This window comes from Paenibacillus sp. TY11, from assembly GCF_059772165.1.
This window is the reverse complement of record NZ_JCBAIQ010000026.1, coordinates 1-17,474: the sequence shown is the minus strand read 5'-3', so window position 1 is coordinate 17,474 and position 17,474 is coordinate 1. Positions and strand designations below refer to the sequence as shown.

The 17,474-nt window shown below is 46.5% G+C and carries 15 protein-coding genes; all 15 read left to right on the top strand.

The window, feature by feature from the left end; translation table 11 throughout:
- Window positions 1–3: 3 nt before the first annotated feature.
- The 15 genes from glgD to AC6EJC_RS22880 all read left to right on the top strand — a co-directional run bounded on the left by glgD (window position 4) and on the right by AC6EJC_RS22880 (window position 17,310).
- On the top strand, window positions 4–1,107 hold the full coding sequence (gene glgD, locus AC6EJC_RS22950) for a glucose-1-phosphate adenylyltransferase subunit GlgD (protein ID WP_444955948.1): 1,104 nt from the start codon (window positions 4–6) through the stop codon (window positions 1,105–1,107).
- Between the two features lie 45 nt (window positions 1,108–1,152).
- Entirely contained in the window at window positions 1,153–3,606 is a 2,454-nt protein-coding gene (locus AC6EJC_RS22945; protein ID WP_444955947.1) for a glycogen/starch/alpha-glucan phosphorylase, read from the top strand.
- A 191-nt stretch (window positions 3,607–3,797) separates the two neighbouring features.
- Entirely contained in the window at window positions 3,798–4,349 is a 552-nt protein-coding gene (locus tag AC6EJC_RS22940) for a DUF2062 domain-containing protein (RefSeq protein ID WP_444955946.1), read from the top strand.
- Between the two features lie 188 nt (window positions 4,350–4,537).
- Window positions 4,538–5,554, top strand: coding sequence for a hypothetical protein (locus AC6EJC_RS22935; protein WP_444955945.1), 1,017 nt, complete (start codon window positions 4,538–4,540; stop codon window positions 5,552–5,554).
- Window positions 5,555–5,812: 258 nt separating this feature from the next.
- A complete protein-coding gene (locus AC6EJC_RS22930) occupies window positions 5,813–8,488 on the top strand; it encodes a YhgE/Pip domain-containing protein (RefSeq protein ID WP_444955944.1) in 2,676 nt (891 codons plus the stop codon).
- Between the two features lie 407 nt (window positions 8,489–8,895).
- Window positions 8,896–9,870: an aldo/keto reductase gene (locus AC6EJC_RS22925; protein WP_444955943.1), complete on the top strand. Its 975-nt coding sequence runs from the start codon at window positions 8,896–8,898 to the stop codon at window positions 9,868–9,870.
- A gap of 600 nt (window positions 9,871–10,470) precedes the next feature.
- Window positions 10,471–10,665 (top strand): adenine nucleotide alpha hydrolase family protein, encoded by a 195-nt coding sequence (locus tag AC6EJC_RS22920; RefSeq protein ID WP_444955942.1) that lies wholly within the window; start codon window positions 10,471–10,473, stop codon window positions 10,663–10,665.
- 60 nt (window positions 10,666–10,725) lie between these two features.
- Complete coding sequence (locus AC6EJC_RS22915; protein ID WP_444955941.1) at window positions 10,726–11,112, top strand: adenine nucleotide alpha hydrolase family protein; 387 nt, start codon at window positions 10,726–10,728, stop codon at window positions 11,110–11,112.
- A 47-nt stretch (window positions 11,113–11,159) separates the two neighbouring features.
- Window positions 11,160–14,018, top strand: a complete 2,859-nt coding sequence (locus AC6EJC_RS22910; protein ID WP_444955940.1) for a Na+/H+ antiporter subunit A — start codon at window positions 11,160–11,162, stop codon at window positions 14,016–14,018.
- Between the two features lies 1 nt (window position 14,019).
- On the top strand, window positions 14,020–14,355 hold the full coding sequence (locus AC6EJC_RS22905; RefSeq protein ID WP_061830354.1) for a Na(+)/H(+) antiporter subunit C: 336 nt from the start codon (window positions 14,020–14,022) through the stop codon (window positions 14,353–14,355).
- The gene (locus AC6EJC_RS22900; RefSeq protein ID WP_444955939.1) at window positions 14,352–15,827 is read left to right on the top strand and encodes a Na+/H+ antiporter subunit D; all 1,476 of its coding nucleotides are present in this window, start codon (window positions 14,352–14,354) and stop codon (window positions 15,825–15,827) included. The genes AC6EJC_RS22905 and AC6EJC_RS22900 overlap by 4 nt, the downstream gene beginning before the upstream one ends.
- Before the next feature lie 6 nt (window positions 15,828–15,833).
- The gene (locus tag AC6EJC_RS22895) at window positions 15,834–16,310 is read left to right on the top strand and encodes a Na+/H+ antiporter subunit E (RefSeq protein ID WP_444955938.1); all 477 of its coding nucleotides are present in this window, start codon (window positions 15,834–15,836) and stop codon (window positions 16,308–16,310) included.
- Entirely contained in the window at window positions 16,310–16,603 is a 294-nt protein-coding gene (locus AC6EJC_RS22890) for a Na(+)/H(+) antiporter subunit F1 (protein WP_444955993.1), read from the top strand. The genes AC6EJC_RS22895 and AC6EJC_RS22890 overlap by 1 nt, the downstream gene beginning before the upstream one ends.
- On the top strand, window positions 16,587–16,955 hold the full coding sequence (mnhG, locus tag AC6EJC_RS22885) for a monovalent cation/H(+) antiporter subunit G (RefSeq protein WP_444955937.1): 369 nt from the start codon (window positions 16,587–16,589) through the stop codon (window positions 16,953–16,955). The genes AC6EJC_RS22890 and mnhG overlap by 17 nt, the downstream gene beginning before the upstream one ends.
- 67 nt (window positions 16,956–17,022) lie before the next feature.
- The gene (locus AC6EJC_RS22880; RefSeq protein ID WP_223822054.1) at window positions 17,023–17,310 is read left to right on the top strand and encodes a hypothetical protein; all 288 of its coding nucleotides are present in this window, start codon (window positions 17,023–17,025) and stop codon (window positions 17,308–17,310) included.
- The last annotated feature ends 164 nt before the right edge of the window (window positions 17,311–17,474 follow it).

Below are 17,474 nucleotides of genomic sequence, written 5' to 3'. Positions count from 1 at the left end.
GCTATGAGCCGACTCATTGGAGTTATCAACCTGGATCACGAACTGGATCAGTTGAAGGAATTGACCTATTTTCGGTGCGGGGCCGCAGTTCCCTTTGCCAGTCGATATCGGCTCATTGATTTTACCTTATCCAATATGATGCATGCAGGGGTGCATGATATTGCACTGTTTATCCGCCGCAAATACCGTTCGCTGCTGGATCATCTGGGTGAAGGTCGGCCTTGGGATTTAGACCGCAGACGGGGTGGGTTGTTTATTTTGCCACCGGACTGGAATGATCCGACGGATGCATCACGTGGGGATTTGCAGCATGTACACAACAATCTGGACTTTTTCCATCGCTCATCGGGGCAAACCATTGTTCACGCAGGAACTCAGCATGTCAACAAGGTTGATATTGAGGATGTATACCGTTATCATCGGGAAAAGAATGCGGATGTCACCCTCGTATATAAACCCATTGACCAGCTCGAATCTGAGCATGCTCCTTGTGTACGGTTGGAGATTGCCGAGGACGGACGAGTGACCGGTATTCATCAGGAGCAGGATCATCATAATATTTATCTGGAAATGTTCGTAATGGACAAAAGCTTGTATCTGGATCAGGTGAAGCATTGCATTGCCCATCAGGATAATCACTTCTTTCGCGATGCAATCCAAAAAAATCCAAGCGGACTGCGCATTTATGCGTATCGCTATGAAGGTTATCATGCGGTCATTAATTCCATCGAGAGTTACTATAAAAATAGCATGAAGCTGCTGGATCAGCAGCAGTATCAAGCACTGTTCCAGAATCAGCCGGTGCATACCAAAATCAAGTATGAAGCCCCAACGCGTTATACGCACAGCGCTGAGATAGATCATTCACTTGTTGCCAATGGCTGCACCATTGGAGGAAAGGTCGAGAACAGCATTCTTTTTCGTGGAGTACGGGTGGAGGAGGGCGCGCGGGTAAGCAACTCGATTATTATGCAAAAATGTGTCATCCGTAAAGGGGCAGTTGTGGAGAATGTGGTTTTAGATAAGGATGTGCAGCTTTCACCAGATCGGACTCTGATTGGAGACATCAGAGTGCCCTATGTCATTGCCAAGAATAGTGTGATTTAAAAGATATACTTAGCAATCAAAACGGAAATAACAGGAGGTACAACTTTGTTCAGCAATAAAGAAGCATTTAAGCAGGCTTTTCGAGAGCAACTGGTCGGAAGGCTGGGCAAACCGATGCAGGAAGCTCAGTCGGAAGACGTATATAAGGTTTTGGGCGGCATGATTCGCGCACAAGTCGGTAAGAATTGGGCAGAAACGAACCAAACCTATAAAGAAGGACAAGAGAAGCAGATTTATTATTTTTCACTGGAATTTTTGATAGGTCGTCTACTGGGCAGTAATCTGCTGAATTTAGGCGTATTGGATATGGTTCGGCAGGCATTGGGAGAACTGGGCTGGGATCTGGAGGAAATTGAAGAACAGGAGGCGGACGCGGGGCTGGGCAATGGCGGTCTTGGCCGTCTGGCGGCTTGCTTCATGGACTCGCTGGCATCCCTTGGCTATGCAGGACATGGCTGCGGCATCCGCTATAAATATGGTCTGTTTGAGCAGCGTATTGTAGACGGAAATCAGGTGGAACTGCCGGATTACTGGCTACAGAAAGGGAATGTCTGGGAGGAACGCCGTCCTGACAAAAAGGTCGAGGTTCATTTTTGGGGACGTGTGGAAACCCGTGAACAGGAGGGACGTCTTGTATTCGAGACACAGGATGCCGAAACGGTCTGGGCTGTTCCTTACGATATTCCGCTGGTGGGCTATGGTCATGCGCAGGTGAATACGCTGCGGATTTGGAGTGCGGAATCGGCGCTTGATCCCGTTCGAGGACCGATTCGAGGCGAGGGCGGTTATTACCGCTTTCTCGACTACAATCGCTCGGTGGAATCCATCTCGGCATTTCTCTATCCGGATGACTCCAATTATGAGGGCAAGCTGCTTCGCTTGAAGCAGCAGTATTTCCTGTGCTCGGCCGGATTGCAAAGTATTTTGCGTACGTTCGAAAAGCTTCGTTTACCCTATAGCCAATTGCCCGATAAAATAGCACTGCACATTAACGATACACATCCGACGCTGGTTATACCGGAACTGATGCGTATCCTGATGGACGTGAAGGGCTTGGGCTGGGACGAAGCATGGGATATTACGACGCGGACCGTTTCATATACGAATCATACGATATTAAGTGAGGCGCTGGAACAATGGCCCGTCAACATGGTGCGGGAGCTGCTTCCTCGTATTTCCTTAATCATTGAAGAAATTAACAAACGTTATTGCGCTATGCTGCTGGAGCGTTACCCGGGGCAGGACATCAAAATTGGTGAAATGGCGATTATTCACGGTGAACAAATCCGTATGGCGCATCTGGCAATCGTCGGCAGCTACAGCGTTAATGGGGTGGCTGCGCTGCATACGCAAATATTGAAGGAACGAGAGATGAAGTCGTTTCATGAACTGTACCCTGGCCGTTTTAACAATAAAACAAACGGGATTGCCCACCGCCGTTGGCTGATGCACGCCAACCCGGAGCTGGCAAGCTTGTATGATGAGACCATCGGCACACGCTGGAGGACCCGTCCACGCGAGCTCATCGATCTGCTTCGTTACAGTGGGGACGAGTCATTCAAAGAACGGATACAGGCGATTAAGCGAAATAATAAAGTCAGGCTCGCTGAGCATGTTTTTGCGAAACAGGGCGTGCGACTGGATACGTCCTCCATCTTTGATGTACAGGTCAAACGGTTGCATGGCTATAAGCGACAGCTGCTCAACATTTTGCATGTGATGCATCTATACCGTCAGCTCAAAAGTAATCCTGCTCTGGATATGATGCCGCGCACGTTTATTTTTGGGGCCAAAGCTGCCCCAGGCTATTTTTTGGCCAAACAGACGATTAAGCTCATTAACAACGTGGCGGACACGATCAATCGAGATGTGGATGTCAAGGACAAGCTGAAAGTTGTTTTCCTTGAAAATTATTCGGTCTCGCTGGCGGAGCTGATTATTCCGGCGGCGGATGTCAGTGAGCAGATTTCCACGGCAGGCAAGGAAGCCTCAGGCACAGGGAACATGAAATTTATGATGAACGGCGCGCTCACAGTAGGTACATTGGATGGAGCCAATGTTGAAATGCATGAAATGGTAGGCGATGCCAACATGTTCATTTTTGGATTGAAGGTGGATCAGATTGAGGCATATTACCGGGATGGCCAGTATTCGGCGCGCAAAACAGCCAACAGTGATGAGAGACTTCGTGAAGTGCTGGATCAACTGGTGAACGATGCTCCTTTTACGCGGCATGAACGGGAATTTGAGGCCATTTATCAATCCCTGATTGATCATAATGATGAATACTTTGTGCTCAAGGACTTCGCGGCTTATGTGGATACGCAGGTTCATATTGAACAGGTGTACCGGAATCCGTCGGAGTGGACGCGACGTGCTATTGTGAATATGGCCCATTCCGGAAAGTTTTCCAGTGATTGTACGATTCAGCAATACGCAGCTGAAATTTGGGACATTGTACCTCTTCAAAACGATGTCAACAAGCGAATTCTGTCCTAAAACGGCGAAACAGGCGGAATAGCATTGCTTTTCGAACGCCGAGGGTTATAATGACAGTATAGACATAAGTAAGGATGGGGAGTTGTATATACTCATTCCTGAACTTGAATTGTACTGTTGAAGGAGTCCTCCTATTGATAAAGCTCAGTCCGAACAGGCTCAAACCTCATAAATCGAAGAAGAAATATAATATGTTTCAAAATATATGGCGTGCGATTCGGCTGAATTTCATCAAGCTGTTGCGTGCACCTGGTGGCGTAAAAAAGATCTCTTTGGGCTTCGCCATTGGCTTTGGGCTGGAGATGATTGTGATTTCCACAGCTTCTCTGGTATACCTTGTCTTTTATCCGATTGTTCGTCTGTCTGGCGGCTCGCTGCCTGCGGCCATAGTGGGTAATGTTGTAGGCAAGCTGACCTTTTTGCCGATTGTACTGATGCCATTCGCCAAGCAACTGGGGGCTTGGATTTATCCATCTCATTATCCAGTACATGTCAGGGGCGGTCGACTTCACGAGCATTCTTTTATGGAGCTGTTTCACGGCAACTGGTCTGTATTCAGAGACTTGCTGCACGGAGGCTTGCACATCCTGATCGGCATGTCAATTTTCGGTGTAGTGCTAGGCATTATCTCGTATTTTGTCATTCAGGTTCTGTATAACCGTTCGCTACACAAACGGTTGGAAAAGCGGAAATTGCGTCATGGCGCAGCATTTTCGGCGGCTAGACTGCTGAAAAATGGATAACGTAGGAATAAGAAGCTCCTTGAGCCTAAATTTAGGCTTGAGGGGCTTCTTTTGGTTTGGGATTTCTGGATGAGGCTTGAAGAGCGATTAGAGTAGGTAGCAACTTTTTACTTTTGTGACACGTCTAAGGGATATGTGTGCTTTAATCATTAAAGAATTTTTTGTAGACAACAGGAGGAATGGACTGAATGAAAAAATGGAGTTCTGTCACAGTAACTGCGGCGGCAATATCAATACTTTTAGGATCGGCGCCATTGGCATTGGCACAGCAGCCCGCTGCTGCCACAGTTCAAAACGTACAAACCTCTGTTAAACTGGATCAGACTGTCACCAAACGTTTAACGGATGTACTGAATACATTAGCCGGGAAACAAACGATAGAGTTTACAAGTGTCGACAATGCTTTTGGCTCATGGACTATAAACGGAACTTTGCGCGGGACAGCAAATGCTGATTTTATCCAAAATTATGATTCCAAAAAAGGAATCGTGCAGTCCACCAGCATCATCTATCATGCTGCTGACATTAACAAAGTTATGGATCATAACCTGCGCAGCAAGGTTGCATCTTTCCTGAAATCATTCGATACCGATAAAGTTTTTAAAACGGATGCCATCTGGCGCGTATATTCCCCGGTTGACGAAGTAGAACTCCGAAATTATTGGGTGCTGTGGGGAAATGACCAAAGCATTTATATTGATCTTGATCATGGAAATCAAATAACGGCCAGCTTTATGTATTCGCTAAAAGACTTTAAAGCTGCCCTGACCAACAAAGCGAACCGTTCGCTTAAAACACTTGGTATGACTACAATCAAGCCGTTTGAATATGTGCTTCGTCAGCAGGAAGGCAAGGATACTGTCTGGAACTTCCGCGACGATAATGAATTAAACAACGTACTGATTGGCGTAAAAACCGGTAAAGTGTGGTCCGTAAAAAGTGAGTATGGTATGGACTGGGATGGAGATAAGGACTTTGCCAAAGCATTTGCCAAGCCGAAGCTCAGCAAAAACCAGGCGCTTGCAGTCGCCAAGTCGAAAGTACAATCCTTTTTTGGAATTAACCTGAAAGGATACACCGTAAAAATTAAGGATAACGAGTATACGTTCTCCCGAAAAGGCGCGGTTACCGTTGTGGGAAAAATCAATAAAAAAGGAGCATTTTATTCACTGGAAGCTATGCCTGCAAATGGAGTTCGAAATTAAGCAAGTTGATTTTAATAAAAAGCGTATGATCTCTATCAGACCATACGTTTTTTCATATTTACTAACTGCTTTTGACATTACATTTTGTATGGGCAAACAAACAAATTTTCAAGCGATTCAAATAGCTACCAAAGAACGCTGGAGAGGTCATAAATCTTTAATTTTTCACATCATTGGCTTCATTCGCTCGAATCGTTTACAATACGTGTGCATACAACACGGGACGACAGGTTAATGTACATACGAGGAGTGATGAAGTTGCGGAAGATATGGCAAATCTACTTAACAGACTGGAGAAATGTATTCAAAGTATCGACCGGGACTTTATTAGTCATTGGCATCATTCTTTTGCCTTCCGTCTATGCATGGGTGAATTTGAAAGCGATGTGGGATCCGTATGCCAATACATCTGGTATTAAAATTGCAGTAACCAGCCAAGATCAGGGTGCTGAAGTGAACGGTAAAAAGATTAATATCGGCGACGAGGTTTTGCATAACCTTCAAAATAACAAGAAGCTGGGCTGGACTTTTGTCAATGAAGCGGAGGCACGAAAAGGTGTACTGGGCGGTGATTATTATGCCAGTCTGCTCATTCCGAAAGATTTTTCAGAGAAAATTACGAGTGTGCTGACTGAAAATCCGCAAAAGCCGGAAATTGATTACGCCGTAAATGAAAAAATTAATGCAGTAGCTCCGAAAATTACATCTTCGGGGGCAACCTCTCTGACGAACCAGATTAGCCAAAACTTTATTGAAACTGCCAGCAAGGCGGTATTGACGAAGTTGAAGGAAGCCGGAGTAAAGCTCGAGGAGGAGCTCCCGACTATCCGCAACATCGAGAACCGGGTGCTGGAGCTGAACAACCGTCTGCCGGATATCGATAGGTTAGGCAAACAGGCGATTGAGCTGGAGCAGAATTTGCCGAAAATTAAGGCACAGGGACAAAAGATCATTGCATTGAAGGAAAAAATTCCTGAAATCAACCGCGCTGGCGACCTTGTGCTCAAGATTGACAAAAACTTGCCGGAGCTGGACAAGGTAGCCGCAGTTATTCTGGATATACAAAAAAGACTACCCGATATTCAAAAGGCCGGAGATCGAATTGTTGAACTGGATCGAAATTTCAGTAAGGTAGAGAGCGCACTAACGACTGCCTTGGAGGACACGCAAACGGCCCTTAAGGTCATTAATGCTGCCCAGAAAGCACTGCCGGAAGTACAGCAAATAGCGGATACAGGTAAGGATTTTACAACCGGTTTACTTGAATTTCTGGACAAAAACGAGGGTGCGCTTGATTCGATTGGTACAGTAGTTAAAGAGGACTTACAGCTGGTACAACAAATTGCGAATGAAGTTTCTCAAATTACAGGCATCATTCGAGGTGTGGATTTTGATCCTAAAGCAGCACAAGCTGCGGTGAATCGTGTCAGCGGAAGGCTGACGACTGCCGTGGGGGTGCTGGATCATATTTCTCAGTTGTTGACCCGTGTTAACGGATATTTGCCAAGTCAACCTCTGGATTCACTTATTTCCCGTGTGAGCGGGGTGGAGGATCGTTTCCGTCGCTTGAACAGCACGGTGACTAGCATCGGGGATGCCATTCAGCGCGGAGAGAAGCCTGCGCAAAATCTGCTGGATGACGCTGATCGCCTTGCAGGAGAAATCAGTAGCGGAATTGACAGCATTTTGAGTAATTATGATACGGAGTATGCGCCCGCCATTCAAAAGGCGCTGAATCAAATCAAATCCGTTGCCCGTAATTCTGCCAATGTGCTGACTACAGCTCAAGAGCAGCTACCAAATATCGAAAAGCTATTAAATGACGCACAGGCTGCAGCAGAATTCGGTCAGCAAGAGCTAACACGTCTCCAGCAGGATTTGCCACAATACCGTCAGAAGCTGCATGAAGCGGCTACGACGATTCAAGGACGCATGGGCGAGTTTACAAATGCTGTGAACAAAGCGGCAGACTTCGTAAATAACGATTTGCCTGCGGTGAAAAGTAAAATTCATCAGGCGGCAGACTTTGTGCGTAATGATTTGCCCAAGGCGGAACAACAGTTTGTCAAAATGGCTGACTTGATTGAAAACAAATTTCCCGAGGCTGAAAAAGCATTGCACCAGGTAGCCAATTTTGTGAGAACGGATCTCCCAGCTGCCGAGGATTCCATACGTCAGGCCGCAGACACAATCCGCAAGCTTAAGGGCGAAAATGCACTCGGACGAGCTATTGCGTTGCTCAAGGGGGATGTGAAAAAGGAAAGTGATTTTCTCGGCAGCCCGGTATTGTTGAAGCAGGAGCGGATATACCCGATCCCCAACTATGGTTCTGCGATGTCACCTTTTTACACTACATTGTCGATTTGGGTAGGTGCGATGCTACTGGTCTCGATGTTCAGGGTAGATGTGGATGACCCGGAAGGTCAATATAAAAGCTACCAAGTGTATTTCGGACGGCTTATGACGTTCTCCACGATTGGTATTTTTCAGGCGCTGAGCGTGTCTCTCGGTGACTTGTTCCTGCTCGGGGCGTATGTGGATGCCAAAGTAGCATTTGTACTGTCCTCTATGCTGATCAGTCTGGTGTTTACGGCGATGACCTATACACTAGTTTCTGTGTTCGGCAATATCGGCAAGGGACTGGCGGTCATCCTGCTGGTACTTCAATTCTCCAGTTCAGGAGGGACATTCCCGATTGCGACGAGTACACCGTTCTTTCAGGCGCTCAATCCGTTCGTACCATTCACCTATGCGGTTAGTCTGTTACGAGAGACAGTAGGAGGGATGTTGCCTTCAACGGTAACACGAGATGTGGTGATGCTGTTTGTATTTATCGGTGTTTGCTTCCTGTTTGGATTGGTGTTTAAGAAGCCACTCAGCAAATATACGAAAAAAATGGCCGAGCGAGCGAAAGAAACGAAATTGATTCCTTGATGGTTAAAAAAGAATGAGTTACGGTGGTTGAAGTAAGCCGCTCCGCGAAGGATTTGATCTTACGATCGCTGTTGCCACGGGATTCTTTGGATTGGATTAGGACATGACAAGGTAAGAATCCCGTGGCAAAGGCGAGCGCTCCGCTTCTCCAGATTCAAATCCTCCGCTCCGCTGGCAACCACCGTAAAGTCACTTCTTTTAATATTCGGCGGGTAGTATAAGGGGAGATGGCCTCGCGCTTAATGCTTCGGCGGTGCGTGGGGCTTTTTTGCATGCGCTATCCAACCTTTAAATTGCATTTGGGGGTGTTTCAATGCGGTTTTTTCTGGTGAATAAAGCGAGAATGGTCTTTTTTGGCATGTAAATTTGCGGAATTTTAAAATCCTTAAGCAAAGGCGGGAGGCAGTATGGAGTATTCATACTTAGGAAAGTCAGGCTTGAAGGTTAGTCGGTTATGTCTAGGCACGATGAATTTCGGACCGGAAACCGAAGAAAAGGACGCGTTTAAAATTATGGATGCCGCGCTGGATGCGGGCATTAACTTTTTTGATACGGCTAATGTATATGGCCATGACCGTAAAGGCTGGACAGAGGAAATTATCGGACGATGGTTCCAGCAGGGCGGCGGAAGACGCGAGAAGGTCGTGTTGGCGACGAAGGTATATGGGGACATGAAAAATGAAAATGACGGACCCAACGCTGGATCAGGCTTGTCTGCTTATAAAATTCGCCGTCATTTGGATGCGTCTCTGAAACGTCTGCAGACCGACCATGTAGAGCTATATCAAATGCATCACATTGACCGAAACGTGTCATGGGATGAACTGTGGGGCGTATTTGAGTCCGTTGTGGATCGGGGACAAGTCGATTATATCGGTTCCAGTAATTTTGCGGGCTGGCATATTGCGGTGGCGCAGGCCGAAGCGAAGGCACGGCGTTTTCTGGGGCTTGTATCCGAGCAGCATTTGTACAACCTGAACGAACGTTCCGCCGAGCTTGAAGTATTACCAGCAGCTCAGGAGCTGGGGCTGGGTGTGATTCCATGGAGCCCGCTGGCTGGCGGACTGTTGGGAAGGAATGCGTTAGCAGGTACTGGTTCTCGCAGCGCACGCGCCAAGGAAAAGGTGGAGCAGAATCGTGCAAAGCTGGAGCAATTTGCAGCATTATCCCGCGAGCTGGGTGAAAAGGAAGACGTGATTGCACTGGCTTGGGTACTGTCCCATCCGGCCGTGACGGCTCCAATTATTGGACCACGGACCTTAGAACAGTTAGAGGATGCTCTACGGGTACCTGAGGTCAAATTGAGCGAAGATGTGCTTGCCAAGCTGAATGAGATTTTCCCCGGACCCGGCAAACCTGCGCCAGAAGCCTATGCTTGGTAAGCAAACCTCGTACTCATGATCAAGCACCATTCTTGTCAGAAATAATCGCCAAAAAAGCAGCAGATCGGGGAATAGTCTCCTTGATCTGCTGCTTTTTGTACTAGTGTCCCATCCTAAATCGTGGTTGGTAAAACGGCTATAGTCAAGGGCTTATATTAAAGCTAATCGGAAAAGCTAACAACTATTCGCTAATCTTTCGTACTATCCGTACATACTCCCGGGGGAGAAAGGGAATGCTTATTAGAACAGGTTCAGCAAAATTGGCGGATCGGAATTTGTAACTTTCATTTGCTGATAACTTTTGGTTGCTCTTCACTGCTTTTGCATGAATATTATATTCAAGTCTCCAGCCCACGACAAGCAACAGGATAAAGAGACTGGTGCAGATCATCACTTTGCGCATCAACATGTGAACCACTCCTTTGTATGAATATTCTCCATTGATACTAGGTGCTATACGCCTAAAAGGATTTACCTTTACAATCTCCCCGGTAAACTATATAATTAAGACTAATTGTATATTGGTTTACCCGGAGGAGCCTGCCAACAGCAGGCTCTTTTTGTGTTTTTTTCGTAAATTGGAAACAGGAGGCAGAGAAAATGATGGCGGAGATGAACAATGAGAGCATTATGGTGTGTGTCCATTATGGTCCGCACGGACAGCGGTTAATTCAAAGAGGCAGCGAGTTGTCCCGGTTACTCGGGGCTCCTTTATATGTGCTTACTGTGGATGCAACCACAGATCATGAATACAACCAAAACAAGGAACAATACCTCTCGGGATGGGAAAAGTAGACCAAAGATGCTGGAGGAGCGTTTCTGATTCGTAAATGCAATGGAAAAAAGACAGCTGAGGTGATTGTGGAGACAGCCCGGGAAAAAAAGGTTACCCAAATCATCATCGGCCAGTCCAGTCAAACGCTATGGCAAGAGATTACCCGTGGTAATTTTGTCAACGATTTGATTGAACAGCTGGGTCCTATTGATCTTCATATTGTGGCTGTACAGCGTTACCCCGAGCTTTTAGAGCACTCACATGAGAAGGGATTTTCCGCTTATTTGGTGAAGCAGGATGGAAGTTATGTACTGAGCGAAGAGCCTGGTGGAGAAGATACGATAAAAGGGATATTTTTTCGTGAGCTGGATACTGATTTCAACAGCGGTCTATTCAAAATCGTTAGAAATGGCGAAGCCCAGTATTTGAGAATTCTGCAAAGTGAATGGGTAAAGCCGCATTCCTAGAAGTTCATATACAAAAAAATAAATTTATATAGGGGGAGTGCTCGACTGTGTTGCATGCTGCAATTTTGATTCCATTTCTGCTGGCTGTCCTAATCCCGTTGACCAAGGGCATTTCGCGCTTTCATACAGGTTGGACAGTCTTGCCCGTACCCACAGCTCTTTTCCTATACTTCCTGACAAGGATATCGGACATTCAGGCTGGAAATGATACGATGTCAACTATATCTTGGATGCCTTCGCTTGGGATTAATATTACGTTGCATCTGGATGGACTCAGCCTGCTGTTTGCTCTGCTGATTACGGGAATGGGTGCGCTGGTGATCTTGTATTCCATTTATTATCTTAATAAGCGGACGGAAGCGATTCGCCATTTCTACATCTATTTGCTCATGTTTATGGGAGCAATGCTCGGTGTCGTATTGTCCGACAATTTGATGGTTCTATATGGATTCTGGGAGTTAACCAGTATTACGTCATTCCTGCTGATCGCCTTTTGGCACCGACGGGAAAGATCTCGTTATGGAGCGCTGAAGTCGATGCTAATCACTGTCTTTGGCGGGCTGGCGATGTTCGCGGGGTTCAATCTGCTCTACGTAATGAGTGGAACGTACAGCATTCGAGAGATTATAGCCCAAGTCGGCTTATTGACCGAGTCCCCGTTGTTTATTCCGGCGATGCTGCTGATTCTACTGGGGGCATTTACTAAGTCCGCACAATTTCCTTTTCACATCTGGCTGCCCGATGCCATGGAGGCACCGACACCTGTCAGTGCTTATCTGCATTCAGCTACAATGGTTAAGGCGGGGTTATACCTTGTGGCGCGTCTTAGCCCCGTATTCGCTGGACAGTCCGAATGGTTCTGGTTGGTCTCACTTTCCGGTCTGGTCACGCTTTTTTATGGATCGTTTAAAGCGATTAAACAAACAGATCTTAAAGCTCTGCTTGCCTATTCCACCATTAGTCAGCTCGGTCTGATTATGTGTTTGCTCGGGCTGGGATCGGCTGCTGCCTTTTTTTCCGGTACAGAGGAGTCGTTATTCTATACGACGGCTACTGCGGCGGCCATCTTTCATCTGATCAACCATGCCGTCTTTAAAGGCTCTCTATTTATGGTGGTTGGTATTGTCGACCACGAGGTGAACACTCGGGATCTGCGCAAGCTCGGCGGCTTAATGTCCTTAATGCCAGTCACCTTTTCTGTGGCGTTGATGGGGGCTTTCTCCATGGCAGGGTTACCACCATTCAGCGGTTTTCTGAGTAAAGAAATGTTCTTTACCGCTGTGTTGAATATTCGGGAGTTGGATGTTCTGAATACACAGTCGTGGATGATTCTAATTCCGGTGATTGCATGGATTGCCAGTGTATTCACCTTTGTTTACAGTATGATTCTGGTCTTTAATACTTTTACTGGTAAGCTCCAGTCGGAGAAGCTCGATAAAATACCGCATGAAGCACCGCTGGGTCTGTTGATTTCCCCAGTCCTGCTGGTTTCACTCGCTGTGGTATTCGGCTTATTTCCTGATCTCTTGTCTTATTCTCTGATTGAGCCGGCTATGGGCTCGATCTATAACGAGCTATTGTCGCCAGTGGAAACCTTTGGTGTCTCCATTCATTTCTGGCATGGTTGGACACCTGAGATATTCATGACACTGGGTGTTATCGCTGCCGGGACACTTCTCTATAGAAGATACAGCCGACTGCGGATTCTGGATCGGGAATGGAACGGTAGCAATTTTCTTAATCTCATGTATGATGGATCTCTTCAAGTGTTGGAGCGTGGATCGAACCGCTTCACAAATTTCTATATGACGGGATCCAACAGACACTATTTGCTTTATATATTTGGCTTTTTCGTCATTGCCTTGGGAAGTGTGATGCTTGGGACGCAAGGGATATCGCTGGGTATGAGCCATTATGCTCCGTTGGCCTTTTATGAGGCTGTGATTGTTGTTGTAATGCTTCTAGCAGCGTTTGCCGTCCCCTTTGCTAAGTCGCGGGTCAACGCGATTTTGTTCACTGGTGCAGTCGGGTACATGGTGACCCTGCTGTTTGTTATCTTCCGCGCACCGGATCTTGCGTTAACGCAAATGATCGTGGAGACAGTATCCGTCATTCTGTTCCTTCTGTGCTTTAAGTATCTTCCAAAGTTAAAGAAGGAGAAGGAGCGTCTGAGCTTTAGATTGCCGAATTTGATTATCGCTGTAGGTGTAGGAATTACGATGACACTCATTGCGCTGGCAGCCATGGGCAGCAGTCCATTCGCTCCCATTTCGGAGTTTTTCCTTAAAGAAAGCTACTCCTTGGCCGGAGGGAAAAACGTAGTCAATGTCATTCTCGTTGACTTCCGGGGATTCGATACTTTATTCGAAATTATGGTTCTCGCTATTGCATCCCTCGGCATTTATGCCTTGATTAACTTGAAAATGGAGCCTGGCATTTCACCCGCCAACAAAAATAAGAAGGGGGGAAGAATTGCCTTTCCGCTCCGGAGTAATGATGTGATCCTGCGAACCCTGTCCAAGGTTATCATAATCGTGATTCTCACCTTCTCAATGTATTTGTTCTTTGCCGGACACAATAATCCGGGAGGTGGCTTCATCGGAGCGCTGATGACTTCAGCTGCGCTTATTTTGATGGCGATTTCCTTCGGAATGGACACGGTTCGTAAAGTCCTTCCGGTGAATTACCACATGATCACGGCGGTGGGGCTGCTCATTGCAATTCTGACTGCGGCTGGCTCGTTTGTTTTTGGAGCCCCTTTTCTCAGCCATGCCTTTGGTCACTTTGATCTGCCTATTATGGGTGATACCGAGCTGGCTACAGCAGTCCTCTTTGATCTGGGGGTATACCTGGCTGTAGTAGGTGTGACCATGAGTATTATTTTTACCATAGGGGGGGATGAGTGAAATGGAACTGATTATGGCTGTAGCAGTCGGTATTTTATTTACAATTGGAGTGTACCTGATTCTATCTAAGGGCCTTCTGCGTATTGTTTTGGGTACTTCCTTGCTAACACATGGCGTCCATCTGCTGCTACTGACGATGGCCGGACTAAAGACGGGAGCTGCTCCAGTATTAGGAGGTAAAGCGGAAACTTATGTGGACCCTTTACCGCAGGCGTTAATTCTGACCTCTATCGTTATCAGTTTTGGAGTCACTGCCTTTTTCTTCGTGCTTGCTTACCGCTCATACCAGACGTTGGGCACTGATGAAATCGACAGTGTTAAGGGGGAAGAACAATGAGCAATCTCTTGGCACTACCGATTTTAATTCCCTTGTGTACCGCCGTTATATTGATTTTTATGAAGGAGAAGATTCTGCTTCAGCGGTTCATTAGTACAGTTAGCGCCATTTTGAATATTATGATTGCTCTCGTGCTGATTTACCGCATTCATAGCGGGGGTATACAAACTTTGCAAATGGGGGGATGGGTGCCGCCGTATGGCATTGTGTTCGTGGGGGACATGTTTGCGGCTCTGCTTGTGCTGACTGCTTCAGTGGTAAGCTTGGGTATTCTTCTCTACTCCTTCCGCAGTATTGGGGCAGAACGGGAGCGTTTTTATTACTATACTTTTTTTCACTTCCTGCTTGTAGGTGTCTATGGATCATTTCTTACAGGAGATATGTTCAATTTGTTCGTTTTCTTCGAGGTTATGCTGATTTCCTCCTATGCCTTGATCTCACTGGGGGGAACGAAGCACCAGCTTCGGGAAACGTCCAAATATTTGCTTATTAACATTGTGTCTTCCACACTCTTTGTGGCGGCAGTTGCTTATCTGTATGCGGCTGTCGGCACCCTGAATATGGCTCATTTGTCTCAGCGGGTTGCTGAAGCGGGGCAGGGCGGCGTACTCAATGTGATCGCTGTTCTGTTCCTGATTGTGTTCGCATTGAAGGCGGGGTTATTCCTCTTTTTCTGGCTGCCGGGTTCTTACAGTGCGCCGCCGTCTGCTATAAGGGCCTTGTTCGGTGCATTACTGACAAAAGTGGGACTGTATGCAATCATTCGGACCTTTACTCTTATTTTTGTGAATGATCCCGGACTCACGCATACGTGGATCGCCTGGATGGCGGCGGCTACGATGATTCTGGGAGGACTGGGAGCGGTAGCTTATAATGATATTCCCCGTATTTTTAATTACAACGTCATTATCAGTGTAGGTTTTGTGGCCTTCGGTCTGGCTGCAGCGACACCAGATGCATTGAATGGGGCGGTATTCTATTTGCTGCACGATATGTTGGCGAAAGGATTAATGTTTATTCTTGGGGGCATCATTATCACTGCAGCGGGAACGGACCAATTAAAAGATATGGGGGGCCTCATCAAACGCTATCCCTTAATCGGCTGGATGTTCTTTACACTGGCCCTTGCACTTGTAGGTATTCCACCGCTTAGCGGGTTTGCCGGTAAAGTGTTGATCACTCGGGGCGGACTGGATGCCGGAATGCTGACATTATCCTTGATTGGGCTAGGCTCGAGTTTCCTTGTGCTGTATTCGCTGATCAAAGTATTCAGGCTTGCATTTTGGGGGGATGAACCCGAAGGCGACCTGCCGAAGATAAGGCTAAAAAGTGTGAGTACTGTGGCGGCCAGTTTACTCGTCCTGGTTATATTGATGGGCATCGGGGCGGATTGGGTCTATTCCTATGTTGCACAAGCCGGTGATGTGCTGGCTCATCCCGCGCTATACATCGAAGCTGTAATAAAGGAGTAGATGAAGATGGTCTTTCAAATATTATTAAATCTGATGATTGCGTTGCTGTGGATGCTACTTAACAACGACTGGTCAGGGTCGCGGTTCACCATGGGCATTCTGCTAGGGATAGCCATATTGCTTGTTTTGCATAAATTCCGTCCAGAACCTTTCTACCTGAAGCGCATATGGGCCATCCTGAAGCTGTTACTTCTGTTTATGCGGGAGCTGATCGTTTCCAGCTTTGCGGTGATCCATCATATTCTCCGCCCGAAGCTGACGATCCGCCCAGGCATTTTTGTCTATGAGACCGCCCTAAAGTCAGATTGGGAGATCACTATTTTATCGTGCCTCATTTGTCTGACACCAGGAACGCTCACTCTGGAAGTATCCGGAGAAGGTCAAATGCTGTATATTCATGCCATGGACATACAGGACGCGACACTGCTTTCTGAGCAAATTAGAGGGACATTTGAAAAAGCGATCATGGAGGTGACACAGTGATAGTTTCGACACTTTTGACTGCATCACTGGCTATTCTCTCCTTGGCCATATTAGGTTGCTTGTACCGTTTGATTAAAGGACCGACCCGTCCGGATAGGGTAGCCGCGCTGGACACGATAGGTATAAATCTGCTAGCTATGATTGCTGTGATCTGCATGCAGCTGAGGACACAGGATTTTATTGAGATTGTTCTGGTTATAGGAATCCTGACGTTTATAGGAACAACGGCGTTGGCGAGATATATAGAAAGAGAAGCCGTCATAGATACTGGGGGTGATGAACTTGATCGGTGAGTTGCTTATTGCGATCCTTGTTTTATTCGGCGCTCTGTTCTGTGGATTGAGCGCGTTTGGATTGATTCGGCTGCCAGATGTTTATTTACGTTCTCACGCTGCAACCAAAAGTGCAACGCTTGGCGTGCTTTGCGTATTAACAGGAGCCTTTCTTTATTTTTTGTTTTATGTAGACGTGGTCAGCATCAAATTACTGCTTGCCATTGTGTTTGTCTTTATCACTTCTCCCGTAGCCGGACATCTAAATGGAAGAGCTGCCTACCGTTCGGGAGTCCCTTTATGGGAGAACAGTGTTCAGGATGATCTGGCGCCGGTATTGGAACAAAAAATGTCTTCAAAACAACCAAAATGAAAGTAGCCCATAGTGCAGGATTTGAGTCTTTGTCCGTCTGGATTGATAATAAATGTGGAGGGATCATGTGCACAATATTGTTTCAGTCCAGCCGTATTACAAAGCAGAAAGGATCGTAACTCCGTTAAAACAGGAAACAGTCATTCATCGTCGTGTTTTACACTTGTATACAACTAAAATTGTATCAGCATACCGGGAGTTTTCTCTCAATGAGGTATATGATATATCGTTTAAAAGTATCGGGCAGGGCCATGGTGTTCTTTATTTGCATACGAAACAAGGTGTATTCCCTTATACTGTAGAATCAGATCCTAAAGACTTTATGATCGAATTCAAAAAAATTGTAGAAAAGTAAGATTGTTCGATTCAAGAAATTTAAAAAGACCGCATCTATTTTGCGGTCAGGCTGTCGAGAAAGTCTCGACAGCTTTTTTATGTTGATTTTGTTTAAGACGACACCGCGTTAATGTTGTATAATATAGGTAACTATTGTATAGAACGGACGGTGTTCGTATGCTG